Genomic DNA, 12,750 nt, shown 5'->3' on the forward strand with positions numbered 1-12,750 from the left:
TCTCGGAATGAGATTTCGATTTTGCAATGAAGCGATCGGAACGCGCACAAAACGTTCACGATCACTCGATGTTCCGCGCGCTCAACTGGCGCGGCTGACCTGCCATTCGAAATCGGCCGGCATCACGTTGCTGACGCAAACCGTGTCACGGCCCGCTTCCTTGGCACGGTAAAGCGCAGCGTCCGCATCGCGGACCAGAGCGGTGGCCTGCACGGCTCCGGGGCGCGGAAAGGCGGTGGCAACCCCGACGCTGACGGTGACGATCTTGTGCTCGTTTCTGGTGTGTTCGATCAGCAGGTTGCGGGCCCCTTCGCGGATCGTTTCGGCAATCTGCAGCGCCCCGTGCCTGTCGGTGTCCGGCAGCAGAACCGCAAATTCCTCGCCGCCATAGCGCGCCGCAAGATCGTCCGGACGCCGGACTGCGCTGTCGATGATGCCCGCGATCGCCGCCAGCGCCCGGTCGCCCGCCTGGTGTCCATAGCTGTCGTTGAACGGCTTGAACTGATCGACATCGATCATCAGCAACGACATCGGCCGTCGGTCGCGCACCGCCGCAGCCCATTTGCGCGACAGTTCTTCGTCGAACCAGCGCCGGTTGGCGAGTTGGGTCAAACCGTCGGTCCGCGCCAGTTCCTCCGCAGCTTTCTCTGCCGCCGCGCGGCGGCGCAATTCGCCTTCCAGCATCCAGACCAGACCGACCACGCTGGCCGCCATGATCGCAAGGATCGCGGCCAGAACCGACATCTTGAACCACCACGGCGCGAGGATCTTGTCCGTCGACACTCCCACCGCGACGATGAGCGGCAGATGATCCACACGATGAAATGCATAAAGGCGAGAGACGCCGTCCAGCGACTCATCGCTGGTGAATGTTCCCCGGGTCTTGCCCGTCATGTGCGTGAAAATCGGCCTCGATTGCCAGTTCGCGCCGATCTCCGATTTAAGACCGGCCGTGCGCGCGACCAGCGTGCCGTCATCCATCAGCAGGACGATCCTGTCGCCGTTTCCCATCGAGACCTTGTTGAACAGCCGCTCGAAATAGCTGATCCGGATGGTACCCGAGACGATGCCGCCAAAGCTGCCGTCCGGCCTGCTGATGCGCCGGCTGACGGAGACGGTCCAGATATTTTCCTGCAATCGCGCCTGGAACGGCTTGCTGACATACAATCCGATGTCGCGCACGGCATCGCGCTGAATCTTGAAATACTCGCGGTCGGCGAAATTTCCTTCACGTGGGGGATAGCCCTGCGAATCCAGAGTGATGGTGCCTTCGGCGTTGAGCATCACCAGTGCTCCCAATCCCGGTGCAGTTGCCGACCTGTCGAACAGGATTTTCTGCCGCAGGCCGGGCTCCTGATAGAGAATGTCCGGGTCGTTGACGCCTTCGAGAACGGATTGAAGCGAGAGGTCATAGAGTTCGATGTCGCGCGCGATGGTTTGCTGCGTGAGCGTGGCGACGTTCGCCGCCGCCTGCTCGTTCATCAGCAGCGTGCTGCGATAGAAATCGTAGCCGATCGCCGCGAAGAATCCGAACAGCACCAAAAGCCCGCACACCGTCGCCGACCAGACAAACGCCCGGCTGGAACGCATCAGCACCGATCTCAGATATTCAAGCAGCTTCATGACGAACCGATCCAAGGTGCTGTAACCTTGCGCGGTTTGCCTAATTCCGCGTCTAGATCGGCCGATTCACGGTTCCAGCGCAAATATCCGTTAAAGTTGCGCTAACGCCGATGCTTCCGCCGACGCCTATCTGGAACAATTTCAGGTGAACGAACCGCTTCGCGATGGATTGCCGCGGGCACGTAGCGTCACGCCGTTCGCTTCTGTCTTGACTTCATATGCGGGGGAGCACGCCGGCGCCCAGCGCCGGCGTTTCGTCCGGCAGGCCGTAAACCCGTTGCGGCGCGGAGAATCCCGCCACCGAGAACATGCCGAGATCGCTCCAGCCGTCGTCGACATGGCCAGCGAAGGCGTTGGACGCCACCACCGTGCGCCCGAGACGGCCGGCGATCTTTTCAAGGCGCGCGGCGAGATTCACCGCCGGGCCGATGCAGGTGAAGTCGAGACGATCGCCGCCGCCGATATTGCCGTAGAGAACCTTGCCGACATGCAGCGCGAGGCCGAAGCGGAAGCCGTCGAGCGTCTCCGTTCCGTGATCGTAACGCATCGCCGCCACGTTGGCACGGCTCTCGCGTGCGGCATCCATCACGCGCGCGCAAACCGTCGCCGCGTCGCCTTCGTTCTCGGCGATGGGAAACACCGCCAGCAATCCATCGCCCATGAACTTCAGCACTTCGCCGCCGTGATCGAGAATCGCCGGCACCTGACAATCGAAATAGGCATTGAGCACATCGACCACGGCCTCGGACGACAGCCGGTCCGACAGCGCGGTGAAGCCGCGCAGGTCCGACAGCCAGATCGCGGCATGCATGGTCTCGGTGTGGCCGCGGCGGATTTGCCCCGCCAGAATGCGCGAGCCGGCGCGCCCGCCGACATAATTGTTCAGCAGTCCGGCGGCCGTCCGCCGCAACAACCAGATTTCGATCATCCGCGTCAGCGACGGCATCAGCGCCCGCATGGCGTCGAGCTGGCCCTCGCTGAACCCATCGGGGTCCTGGGTGATCCAGCTTGTCGCGTGAACTTCACCATCGGACATGTGGAGCGGCAGCGCGATGTAATCCGTGGCGCCTTCCGCGCGCATGTCGGAGAAAAATGGCGAGTTGCCCACGTTGCCATCCGCCAGCCGCCGCCGCACTTCCCGTCCCTGCTCGAACACGGTGGCCAGCGGACTGGAGAGATAATCGTCGGACTCCTCCGAGCCGTAGGCCATGCTGCCCATGGTGACGCCGGCACCGCGCCGCCAGATGAAATTGCGGCCGATCATGCTGGGATGGAGCATGCTGACGAACACCCCGACCCGCCACAGCGGCAGGCCGCAGGCAACCAGCCGCTCACACGTCTCGCTGACGAACTGATCGACGCGCTGCGCCGACCGCGCTCCGCCGGTCAGCCAGTCCGAAACACTCGTGAGATCGATGGCGTGCATAGCCATGTGTTGTGCGGCCTTCGCGGTGCGGTCAAGGCGAGAAATCCGCCAGCCGGACGCATCTTGGCCACCGGGACCTGAGCATGGAGCCGGAGTTGACTTGGATCAAGTTGCAGCGCACAAGCCATTGTAATCTATAAAGAATATAAAATTTGAACAATCTTCTTCCGGTTCGCGTTTGTCAGCCCTGTCCTGGGCAGACCGGGCCGTCCCTCCAACGTCCGCCGTCCCAGCTGCGGCTATCCAATCCGCAATTGTCCCGTCCCTCCTCGCGTCTTCAATGCAGAAAGCCACAATGAGTAACGAGTCCACACTGGCGCGGCGTCTCCAGTTCAACAGCATCGACAACGGCACGCGTGTAGTTCTGAGGGAGCACAAGGATTTCCTGCTGTCGGAAATGCCGCAGATCCTCGACCGCTTCTACGATCACATTGCGACATTCGCGGAGACGAAGGTCTTTTTCAAGAACCGCGATCACATGATGCATGCGAAGCAGAAGCAGCTTCAGCATTGGGGCATCATCCTCGGCGGCGAGTTCGACGGCTCCTATGAAGCGTCCGTGACGCGCATCGGCGAAATCCACAACACCCTGGGCCTCGAACCGCGCTGGTATATCGGCGGCTACAACGCGCTGATGGGCGGACTGGTCGAAGCGATCGCGCTGCGGCTGCCGTCGCCCGGATTTCTGCGCAACACTGCCGCCGTCAAGACCGCGCTGCAGGCGGCCGTCATCAAGGCCGCGATGCTCGATATGGATCTGGCCATCGCCGTCTATATCGAAGCCGGGCGGCGCGACCGGCGCAACACACTCGACTCGCTTGCCACGAATTTCGAACAGGCGGTCGGCGGCGTTGTCAGCATTGTCGCCTCGGCGGCGACCGAACTGCAAGCCTCGGCGCAATCGATGACGGCGGCGGCGCGCGACACCGCGGAACAATCGACCAGCGTCGCGAGCGCGTCGGAAGAAGCCACCGTCAACGTTCAGACCGTCGCATCCGCGACGGAGCAGTTGACCGGCTCGATCGGTGAAATCAGCCGCCAGATCAACGAGTCGGCGCGGATCGCGGCCGAAGCCTCGCGGAACGCCGAACAGACCGCAGGCAAGATCAACGGTCTGCTGGAAGCAGCTCAGAAAATCGGCGCCGTGATCGACATCATCACGAAAATCGCGGGGCAGACGAACATGCTCGCTCTCAACGCGACGATCGAGGCCGCCCGCGCCGGTGACGCCGGCCGGGGCTTTGCCGTTGTCGCGCAGGAGGTGAAATCCCTCGCGGAACAGACCGCGCGCGCAACGACCGAAATCTCCGCGCAGGTGGGAGCGATCCAGTCCTCAACCACCGAGTCGGTCGAATCCATCAGGGAGATCACGGCCGTCATCGCGTCCATGAACAAGATTTCGGCGTCCATCGCCGCCGCGATGAACCAGCAGAGTTCGGCCACGCAGGAAATTGCACGCAACGTCGAACAGGCCGCACAGGGCACCCGCGCCGTCTCGGCCAACATCACCGGCGTCACGGTGGCAGCCGGCGAAACCGGGCAGGCTGCCGGTCAGGTGCTGTCGGCGGCCTCCGAACTGTCAGAACAGTCGGAGACGCTGCGCGCCGAGGTCGACAAGTTTCTCGCCACCGTCCGGGTGGCGTAAACGGCGACACGCGCGCCGGTCGTTGCCGACAGGCAGCGGCCGGTTAGCCGACCTGGCCGCGATGGCGCAGCAGATGATCGGCGATCACACAGGCCATCATTGCTTCGCCGACCGGCACCGCGCGAATGCCGACGCACGGATCATGACGCCCCTTGGTCATGATGTCGGTGTCCGCGCCGGATTTGTCGATCGTCTTGCGTGGCGTCAGGATCGATGACGTCGGCTTCACCGCGAAACGCGCGACCACTGCCTGTCCGGTCGAGATGCCGCCGAGAATACCGCCGGCATGGTTGGACAGAAACACCGGGCCGTTGTTGCCCATGCGCATCTCGTCGGCGTTATCTTCGCCATGCAGTTCGGCTGCGCCGAAACCGGCGCCGATCTCGACGCCCTTCACGGCATTGATGCTCATCAACGCGCTGGCGAGATCGCTGTCGAGCTTGCCGTAGATCGGCGCGCCAAGTCCGGCCGGTACGCCTTCGGCGACGACCTCGATCACCGCGCCGATGGACGAGCCCCTCTTGCGAATGTCGTCGAGATACTCCTCAAAGAACGCGGCTTTCGCCTTGTCCGGGCAGAAGAATGGATTGTGCCCGACCTCGTTCCAGTCCCACATCGCGCGATCGATCTTGTGCGGCCCCATCTGCACCAGCGCGCCGCGCACCTTCACATCGGGAATGATCTTGCGCGCGATGGCGCCGGCCGCGACCCGCGCGGCGGTCTCGCGCGCGCTTGAACGTCCGCCGCCGCGATAGTCGCGCAGGCCATACTTGGCTTCATAGGTGAAGTCGGCATGACCCGGACGAAACTTGTCCTTGATCTCGGAATAATCCTTCGAGCGCTGGTCGGTGTTCTCGATCAGCAGCGCGATCGGCGTGCCGGTGGTGACCTGTCCTGCGTCCGTCTCCATCACCCCGGACAGGATTTTGACCTGGTCGGCTTCCTGCCGCTGGGTGGTGAAGCGCGACTGGCCGGGACGGCGGCGGTCGAGATCGCGCTGGATCTCCTCGACGGTCAGCGGGATTTTCGGCGGGCAGCCATCGACCACGCAGCCGAGCGCCGGCCCGTGGCTTTCGCCAAAAGTCGTGACGCGAAACAGATGGCCGAAGGTATTGAAGGACATAGGAAATTACCCGGCAGGCCGCGGACCCGCTATTGGCTAGAATTGAGCTAAAGTCGTAACGCGCGGACCCGTTAGGGTCAAATGTGAGGCGCTTAAAGTGCCACTTTAACGTTTCGTTAACTATGTTTTGTGACCTGCCCGTCGGCAAAAACATAGACCACGCCCTGCTCCACCGTCAGGTCCGCCGCGCCGACCGGCGTCTCGACATCGAGCGCCACCAGCAGCGCCCGCATCGAGCCGCCATGCGACACCGCCACTGTGTCCTGCAACAGCGAGTCATACCAGTCGCGCAGGCGGATGGTGACCGAGGCATAGCTCTCGCCGCCGGGCGGCGGCACGCCCCATTTGTCGACCTGACGCTGGGCGAAAACTTCCGGATGCGACTGCTCCATCTGCGGCAGCGTCGAGCCTTCCCAGTGACCGTAGCCGATCTCGCGCAGGCGATCATCGAGTTCGTAATCGTGCGGCGGCACGCCGAGCACGCCGCGCAGCAACTCCATGGTGTTGCGCGCGCGGCCGAGCGGCGACGACACGAACGGGATTTTTGCGGGGTCGTGGGAATCGCGCGCCAGAATATCGGTCAGCAACTCGCCGGACCGGATCGCCTGTCCCTTGCCGATGTCGTTGAGCGGGATGTCCTGCGTGCCCTGAAAGCGGCCCGCGGCGTTCCATTCAGTCTGGCCGTGACGGATGAAGTAGATGGTGGGAGATGGCATGGGAGTTTCTCAGATTGTCATTGCCGGGCTTGACCCGGCAATCCATCTTTTAAGAACATTTTTTGAAGAGGATGGATGCGCGGATCAAGTCCGCGCATGACGAACGTGGATGTTGCGGTTTAATCCTTCCCGCCGAACGACACTTCCGGCGCATGCGGGTTCTTCATGCCGACGACATGATAGCCCGCATCGACATGATGCACTTCGCCGGTGACGCCGCGCGACAGATCGGAGAGCAGATACATCGCGCTGTCGCCGACCTCCTCCTGCGACACATTCCGGCGCAGCGGCGCGTTGGCTTCGTTCCACTTCAGGATGTAGCGGAAGTCGCCGATGCCGGACGCCGCCAGCGTTTTGATCGGTCCCGCCGAGATCGCGTTGACGCGGATGTTCTTCTCGCCGAGGTCAGCGGCGAGGTAACGGACGCTGGCCTCGAGCGCGGCCTTGGCGACGCCCATCACGTTGTAATGCGGCATCCACTTTTCCGCGCCGTAGTAAGAGAGCGTCAGGATCGAGCCGCCGTCGGTCATCAGATGTTCGGCGCGCTGCGTGATCGCGGTGAGCGAGTAGCACGAGATCAGCATGGAGTTGGTGAAGTTCTCCTGCGTGGTCTCGAGATAGCGGCCGTCAAGCTGGTCCTTGTCGGCGAAGGCGATGGCGTGAACGACGAAGTCGATCTTGCCCCACTGCTTCTTCACCTCGGCGAACACTGCATCGATGCTGGCGGCGTCGGTGACGTCGCAATGGCCGAGCGTGATCGCACCCAGGTCCTTCGCCAGCGGCTCGACGCGCTTTTTCAGCGCATCGCCCTGCCAGGTCAGCGCCAGTTCCGCGCCCTGGTCGCGGCAGGATTTCGCGATGCCGTAGGCGATCGAGCGGTTGTTCGCCACGCCCAGGATGACGCCGCGCTTGCCGCGCATCAGGCCCATATTGTCAGCCATGAAACCAAATCCAGATTGCCGGGGAAAGGGACGCCCCTCATGACATAGGCATCATGGCCGTTCAAGCCGGACAGGCGGTCGAGACTTTCGCCTCAGAGGCCGAAACGCCGGAATACCGAGCCATTCATGGTGTTTTTCCTTTAGAACGGCCCATGAGCCGCCGACCCGGACGAGCCTTTTGATGAGTAACGATTTCCGCCATAGCGTCGAGACCATGATCCCGGCCCTGCGGCGCTATGCTCGGGCGCTGACGCGGGATTCCGACATTGCCGACGATCTGGTGCAGGACACGCTGGTGCGGGCGCTGCGCTCGGAGAAGCTGTTTCTCGGCGGCGACCTGCGCGCCTGGCTCTACACGATTTTGACCAATCTCAACCGCAACCGCCGCCGCTCGCTGGCGCGGCAGCCGACGATGATGGAACTGCATGACACCAACGCCGACGCCTCCGGCACCGAGGCGGAAGGCCGCGACATTTCCCGCGCGCTGGCGACACTGGCGGAGGATCAGCGCGCGGTGCTGCTGCTGGTGGTGTTGGAAGGCCTCAGCTACCGCGACGTCGCCGACATTCAGGGCGTGCCGATCGGCACCGTGATGTCGCGCCTCGCGCGGGCACGGGCGCAGGTGAGGGCTGTACTCGAGGGCGAGCGGCCGGCGCTGCGGCGGGTGAAGTGAAAATGCATTTCATGACCCAAACGAGATTCGACAGAGACGAAAGAGCCGGACGATGACCGATCACACCATTCCCGTCACCGAGGACGAACTCCACGCCTATGTGGACAACGAACTCCCTGCGGAACGCCGCGACGCGGTCGAGGCGTGGCTTGCCGCGCATCCCGACGACGCCGCGCGGGTGGCGTCATGGCGCACGATGAGCGACGCGCTGCATGCAAAATACGATGCGGTGGCGGACGAGCCGGTGCCGGCGCGGCTGTCGGTCGATGCGCTGTCACGGACGCCGCGGCGCTGGATGATGGGCGCCATCGCCGCAACGCTGGTGGCGTTCGCCGCCGGTGGCGGCGTCGGCTGGGTGGCGCACGGCGCCAACGCCGGGCCGTCGATGTTCGCGAATCTCACCGGCGACGCGCTCGACGCCCACAAGCTATATGTGGTCGAGGTGCGGCATCCGGTGGAAGTGGCAGGCAGCGAGAAGGCGCATCTGCAGCAGTGGCTGACCAAGCGCTGCGGCTGGGAAGTGCGCGCGCCCGAACTCGACGCGACCGGACTGAAACTGGTCGGCGGCCGGCTGCTGCCCGGCCCGACGGGACCGGCGTCGTTCCTGATGTACGAAAACGCGTCGGGCGAGCGCTTCACGGTCTACGCGTCGCGCGCGTCCACCGAAACAACGCAGATGCGCTACGCGACGAGCAACGGCACCGGCGCGCTGTTCTGGGCCGATCGCGGCGTCGGATTTGTCGTCAGCGGCGGCACCGACCGCGACCGTCTCGAACGCGTCGCGCGGCTGGTCTACGACCAGAACGAGAAGGCGGGATTGTAAGCGCGGCCTGCCGTCTCACTCCTTGACCGCAAGCACCTTGTCGATGCGGCGGCCGTCGAGATCGACGACCTCGAACCGCCAGCCGTCGGCGCTGACGCTTTGCCCCGCTTCCGGGATCGCGCCGAATTTCTCCAGCAGATAGCCGGCGCAGGTCTGGTAGGGGCGCGGCGCGGGCAACTGAATATCGAGCAGCGCCGCGAACTCCAGCGCAGGCATCCAGCCCGAGATGAGCAACGAGCCGTCGTCGCGCTTGACGAAAGCGGGTTCGGCCGGGCCCGCCTCGGTGTGAAAGCTGCCGACGATGGACTCCAGAATATCGGCGTTGGTGACGACGCCCTGAAACGTGCCGTACTCGTCGTGCACGAGGCCCATGTGAACCGGCGATTCACGCAGGATGGCGACGACGTCGCGCGCGTCGACGGTTTCGGGAATCACCGGCGCGTCGCGCACCAGCTTGCCGATGTCCGGAATCTCTCCTGCCAGATACACGTCCAGCATGTCCTTGGCCTGCACGATGCCGAGCGTCTCCTCGCCGTCGAACACCGGCAGGCGGGAATGCGAGCCCTCCTTGAATGCAAGCCGGATCACCTCCGGCGGATCGGACAGGTTGATCATGCTGACCTCGTGGCGCGGCGTCATCACCGCGCCGACCGGCAGATCGCCGAGCCGCATCACGCCCGCGATCATTTCCTTCTCGCCCGGCTCCAGCACGCCGGCATTTTCCGCCTCGACGACCAGGGTGCGGATTTCCTCCTCGCTGACTTTGTCCCCGGCCTCGCCGCGCTGGCCGAGCAGCCAGAGCAGTCCCTTGCCGGAGCGATCCAGCACCCACACCAGCGGCGAGGATATTTTCGCGAGCACCACCATCGCCGGCGCGACCTTCACGGCCACCGCTTCGGGATCGCGCAGCGCGATTTGCTTTGGCACCAGTTCGCCGACAATGAGCGAAGCATAGGTGATCAATGTCACGACGGCGCCGACCCCAACCGCGTCGGCGACACCCTGCGACAATCCGGCGCCCGCCAGCCACGCCGACACGCGCGCGCCGAGGGTGGCGCCGGAAAACGCGCCGGACAGCACGCCGACGAGGGTGATGCCGATCTGGACGGTGGAGAGAAATTTTCCGGGGTCCGACGCCAAGGCGAGTGCGCGGCGCGAACCGCTCACGCCCTTCTCAACCAGGGCGGCCAGCCTCGCAGGCCGGGATGAGACGATGGCAAGCTCCGACATCGCGAGCAGGCCGTTGATCACGATGAGCACCGTGACGATACCAAGTTCAAGGGATAACAATTGATGCCTTTTTGTGGGGTACGCCCGCAGACTACACCAAAATTCGCACTGCAACAGCATGGCGACCCTGCACGGAGGCGCTTTATCAAATCGTCACAGATGCTAGAAGACCGGTTCCCTGCGTGACCTTCAAAGGAAAGAAAATGCCAGCCTATCGTTCCCGGACCAGCACCCACGGCCGCAACATGGCGGGCGCGCGCGGCCTTTGGCGCGCCACCGGCATGAAGAACGAAGACTTCGGCAAGCCGATCATCGCCATCGTCAACTCTTTCACCCAGTTCGTTCCCGGTCACGTGCATCTGCAGGATCTCGGCCAGCTCGTCGCGCGCGAGGTCGAGAAGGCCGGCGGCGTCGCCAAGGAATTCAACACCATCGCGGTCGACGACGGCATCGCCATGGGACATGACGGCATGCTCTACAGCCTGCCGTCGCGCGAACTGATCGCCGACAGCGTCGAATACATGGTCAACGCGCATTGCGCCGACGCGATGGTCTGCATCTCCAACTGCGACAAGATCACGCCCGGCATGCTGATGGCCGCGATGCGGATCAACATCCCGGTGGTGTTTGTCTCCGGCGGCCCGATGGAGTCCGGCAAGGTCACGCTCAACGGCAAGATCCGCTCGGTCGATCTGATCGACGCGATGGTCGCCGCCGCCGACGACAAGGTGAGCGACGCCGATGTCGAGGTGATCGAGCGCTCGGCCTGCCCGACCTGCGGATCGTGCTCGGGCATGTTCACCGCGAACTCGATGAACTGTCTCACCGAGGCGCTCGGCCTCGCGCTGCCGGGTAACGGCTCGGTGCTGGCGACGCATGCGGATCGCAAGAGCCTGTTCGTCGAGGCCGGTCACCTGATCGTCGATCTGGCGCGCCGCTACTACGAGCAGAACGACGAAAACGTACTGCCGCGCATCATCGCCAACTTCAAGGCGTTCGAGAACGCTATGACCCTCGATATCGCCATGGGCGGATCGACCAACACCGTGCTGCATCTGCTGGCGGCCGCGTATGAAGGCGAGATTCCCTTCACCATGCAGGACATCGACCGGCTGTCGCGCCGCGTGCCGGTGCTGTGCAAGGTCGCGCCGTCGGTTGCCGACGTGCATCTGGAAGACGTCCACCGCGCCGGCGGCATCATGGCCATCCTCGGCGAACTCGACCGCGCGGGCCTGATCCACAGCGACCTGCCGAACGTGCACAGCACGTCGCTTGAAGACGCCCTCGGCCGCTGGGACGTGATGCGCACCAAGAGCGAGAGCGTTCGCAACTTCTTCAAGGCCGCACCAGGCGGCGTGCCGACGCAGGTCGCGTTCAGCCAGAACCGCCGCTTCGAAGACCTCGACACCGACCGCGAAGGCGGCACGATCCGCAATGCCGCGCACGCCTTCTCGAAGGACGGCGGTCTCGCGGTGCTGTCCGGCAACATCGCGCTCGACGGCTGCATCGTGAAGACGGCCGGCGTCGACAGCAGCATCCTGAAATTCGAAGGTCCGGCGCGGATTTTCGAAAGCCAGGACGCAGCGGTCGATGGCATTCTCGGCGGCAGGATCAAGGCCGGCGATGTCGTGCTGATCCGCTACGAAGGACCGCGCGGCGGTCCGGGCATGCAGGAGATGCTGTATCCGACCAGCTATCTGAAGTCGAAGGGCCTCGGCAAAGCGTGCGCGCTGATCACCGACGGCCGCTTCTCCGGCGGCTCGTCCGGTCTGTCGATCGGCCACATCTCGCCGGAGGCGGCGGAAGGCGGCACAATCGGTCTGGTCGAGGATGGCGATATCATCCAGATCGACATTCCGAACCGTTCGATCCGTGTTGCGGTCGAGGACGCCGAACTCGATCGCCGCCGCAAGGCGATGGAGGCGCGCGGTGACGCGGCCTGGAAGCCCGAGAAGAAGCGCACGCGCAAGGTCTCAACGGCGCTGAAGGCCTATGCGGCGCTCACCACCAGCGCGGCGCGCGGCGCCGTTCGTGTCGTGAAGGATTGATTGAAATGGCGGCGTTGCCTTCCGGCGACGCCGCATCACTCGCCGGCGACGGCTTCCGGTTCGCTCTCGGCAGCGTCAGCGAGTTTCTTCTTCGGCGCGACCTTCTTCTTTTTGGCCACGACCACGGGCGGGTTCAACGCCTCTTCCGCTTCCCTGGCCAGCCGCAGCGCGCGCAAGCGCTCCATGTTCTTGCGGACGTCGACATATTCCTTGCCGACCTGGGCGAGCGCCTGTGCGCCCTCTACTTTGGCGACACGCTGTTTCTCAAGGCGGGCCAATTGTTCGGGGGTCTGGATTTTCGGCGATTTGCTGGTCATTTGAGACATATAGGTATTCTGGCCGGAATTGCCACGGCAGGAACCGCGAATAGTCCCCTGCCAGCGCGCCTTGACATCTCCTCATTTAGGAATATAGTCCGCAACGTCCTGTTCGTGAGGGGCGCTTTCTAGAGGCGTCTTGAAGGCGGAGCAGGATGCGGCGCCTGCGCGATGTGGATTCGCAC

General features: G+C 63.9%; 11 protein-coding genes. 4 read left to right on the forward strand and 7 right to left on the reverse strand.

What is annotated here, in order from left to right; genetic code table 11:
• Positions 1 to 81 precede the first annotated feature (81 nt).
• Both LVY71_RS19445 and LVY71_RS19450 read right to left on the reverse strand, forming a co-directional pair.
• Positions 82 to 1,623: a sensor domain-containing diguanylate cyclase gene (locus LVY71_RS19445; RefSeq protein ID WP_235101467.1), complete on the reverse strand. Its 1,542-nt coding sequence runs from the start codon at positions 1,621 to 1,623 to the stop codon at positions 82 to 84.
• A 214-nt stretch (positions 1,624 to 1,837) separates the two neighbouring features.
• Positions 1,838 to 3,049 carry an adenylate/guanylate cyclase domain-containing protein gene (locus LVY71_RS19450; RefSeq protein ID WP_235101558.1) on the reverse strand — a complete coding sequence of 404 codons (1,212 nt, stop codon included), beginning with the start codon at positions 3,047 to 3,049 and terminating at the stop codon, positions 1,838 to 1,840.
• Positions 3,050 to 3,344: 295 nt separating this feature from the next.
• Here LVY71_RS19450 and LVY71_RS19455 point away from each other — a divergent pair, with 295 nt between their 5' ends.
• Positions 3,345 to 4,694: a globin-coupled sensor protein gene (locus LVY71_RS19455; RefSeq protein WP_235101468.1), complete on the forward strand. Its 1,350-nt coding sequence runs from the start codon at positions 3,345 to 3,347 to the stop codon at positions 4,692 to 4,694.
• Positions 4,695 to 4,737: 43 nt separating this feature from the next.
• Here LVY71_RS19455 and aroC read toward each other — a convergent pair whose 3' ends face one another.
• The 3 genes from aroC to fabI all read right to left on the reverse strand — a co-directional run bounded on the left by aroC (position 4,738) and on the right by fabI (position 7,474).
• A complete protein-coding gene (gene aroC / locus LVY71_RS19460) occupies positions 4,738 to 5,817 on the reverse strand; it encodes a chorismate synthase (protein ID WP_235101469.1) in 1,080 nt (359 codons plus the stop codon).
• 116 nt (positions 5,818 to 5,933) lie between these two features.
• Positions 5,934 to 6,533, reverse strand: coding sequence for a histidine phosphatase family protein (locus LVY71_RS19465; protein WP_235101470.1), 600 nt, complete (start codon positions 6,531 to 6,533; stop codon positions 5,934 to 5,936).
• 119 nt (positions 6,534 to 6,652) lie between these two features.
• Positions 6,653 to 7,474: an enoyl-ACP reductase FabI gene (gene fabI / locus LVY71_RS19470; RefSeq protein ID WP_283842547.1), complete on the reverse strand. Its 822-nt coding sequence runs from the start codon at positions 7,472 to 7,474 to the stop codon at positions 6,653 to 6,655.
• 181 nt (positions 7,475 to 7,655) lie between these two features.
• Here fabI and LVY71_RS19475 point away from each other — a divergent pair, with 181 nt between their 5' ends.
• Positions 7,656 to 8,147, forward strand: coding sequence for a sigma-70 family RNA polymerase sigma factor (locus LVY71_RS19475; RefSeq protein ID WP_235101471.1), 492 nt, complete (start codon positions 7,656 to 7,658; stop codon positions 8,145 to 8,147).
• A gap of 52 nt (positions 8,148 to 8,199) precedes the next feature.
• Positions 8,200 to 8,970, forward strand: coding sequence for an anti-sigma factor family protein (locus LVY71_RS19480; protein ID WP_235101472.1), 771 nt, complete (start codon positions 8,200 to 8,202; stop codon positions 8,968 to 8,970).
• Positions 8,971 to 8,985: 15 nt separating this feature from the next.
• On the opposite strand, the gene LVY71_RS19485 is transcribed toward LVY71_RS19480, so the two are convergent.
• Positions 8,986 to 10,260 (reverse strand): hemolysin family protein, encoded by a 1,275-nt coding sequence (locus LVY71_RS19485; protein ID WP_235101473.1) that lies wholly within the window; start codon positions 10,258 to 10,260, stop codon positions 8,986 to 8,988.
• A gap of 143 nt (positions 10,261 to 10,403) precedes the next feature.
• On the opposite strand from LVY71_RS19485, the gene ilvD reads away from it, so the two are divergent.
• Positions 10,404 to 12,248, forward strand: coding sequence for a dihydroxy-acid dehydratase (gene ilvD, locus LVY71_RS19490; RefSeq protein WP_235101474.1), 1,845 nt, complete (start codon positions 10,404 to 10,406; stop codon positions 12,246 to 12,248).
• 35 nt (positions 12,249 to 12,283) lie between these two features.
• Here the strand turns inward: ilvD and LVY71_RS19495 are convergent, their stop codons facing one another.
• Complete coding sequence (locus LVY71_RS19495) at positions 12,284 to 12,574, reverse strand: hypothetical protein (protein WP_235101475.1); 291 nt, start codon at positions 12,572 to 12,574, stop codon at positions 12,284 to 12,286.
• Positions 12,575 to 12,750 lie beyond the last annotated feature (176 nt).

This window comes from Bradyrhizobium sp. G127 (assembly GCF_021502575.1).
Taxonomy (GTDB): Bacteria; Pseudomonadota; Alphaproteobacteria; order Rhizobiales; family Xanthobacteraceae; genus Afipia.

Excerpts from the sequence above, each read along its gene's own strand:
- LVY71_RS19445 (WP_235101467.1), bottom strand. The coding sequence starts at position 1,623 with ATGAAGCTGCTTGAATATCTGAGATCGGTGCTGATGCGTTCCAGCCGG.
- LVY71_RS19450 (WP_235101558.1), bottom strand. The coding sequence starts at position 3,049 with ATGCACGCCATCGATCTCACGAGTGTTTCGGACTGGCTGACCGGCGGA.
- LVY71_RS19455 (WP_235101468.1), top strand. The coding sequence starts at position 3,345 with ATGAGTAACGAGTCCACACTGGCGCGGCGTCTCCAGTTCAACAGCATC.
- aroC (WP_235101469.1), bottom strand. The coding sequence starts at position 5,817 with ATGTCCTTCAATACCTTCGGCCATCTGTTTCGCGTCACGACTTTTGGC.
- LVY71_RS19465 (WP_235101470.1), bottom strand. The coding sequence starts at position 6,533 with ATGCCATCTCCCACCATCTACTTCATCCGTCACGGCCAGACTGAATGG.
- fabI (WP_283842547.1), bottom strand. The coding sequence starts at position 7,474 with ATGGCTGACAATATGGGCCTGATGCGCGGCAAGCGCGGCGTCATCCTG.
- LVY71_RS19475 (WP_235101471.1), top strand. The coding sequence starts at position 7,656 with ATGAGTAACGATTTCCGCCATAGCGTCGAGACCATGATCCCGGCCCTG.
- LVY71_RS19480 (WP_235101472.1), top strand. The coding sequence starts at position 8,200 with ATGACCGATCACACCATTCCCGTCACCGAGGACGAACTCCACGCCTAT.
- ilvD (WP_235101474.1), top strand. The coding sequence starts at position 10,404 with ATGCCAGCCTATCGTTCCCGGACCAGCACCCACGGCCGCAACATGGCG.
- LVY71_RS19495 (WP_235101475.1), bottom strand. The coding sequence starts at position 12,574 with ATGTCTCAAATGACCAGCAAATCGCCGAAAATCCAGACCCCCGAACAA.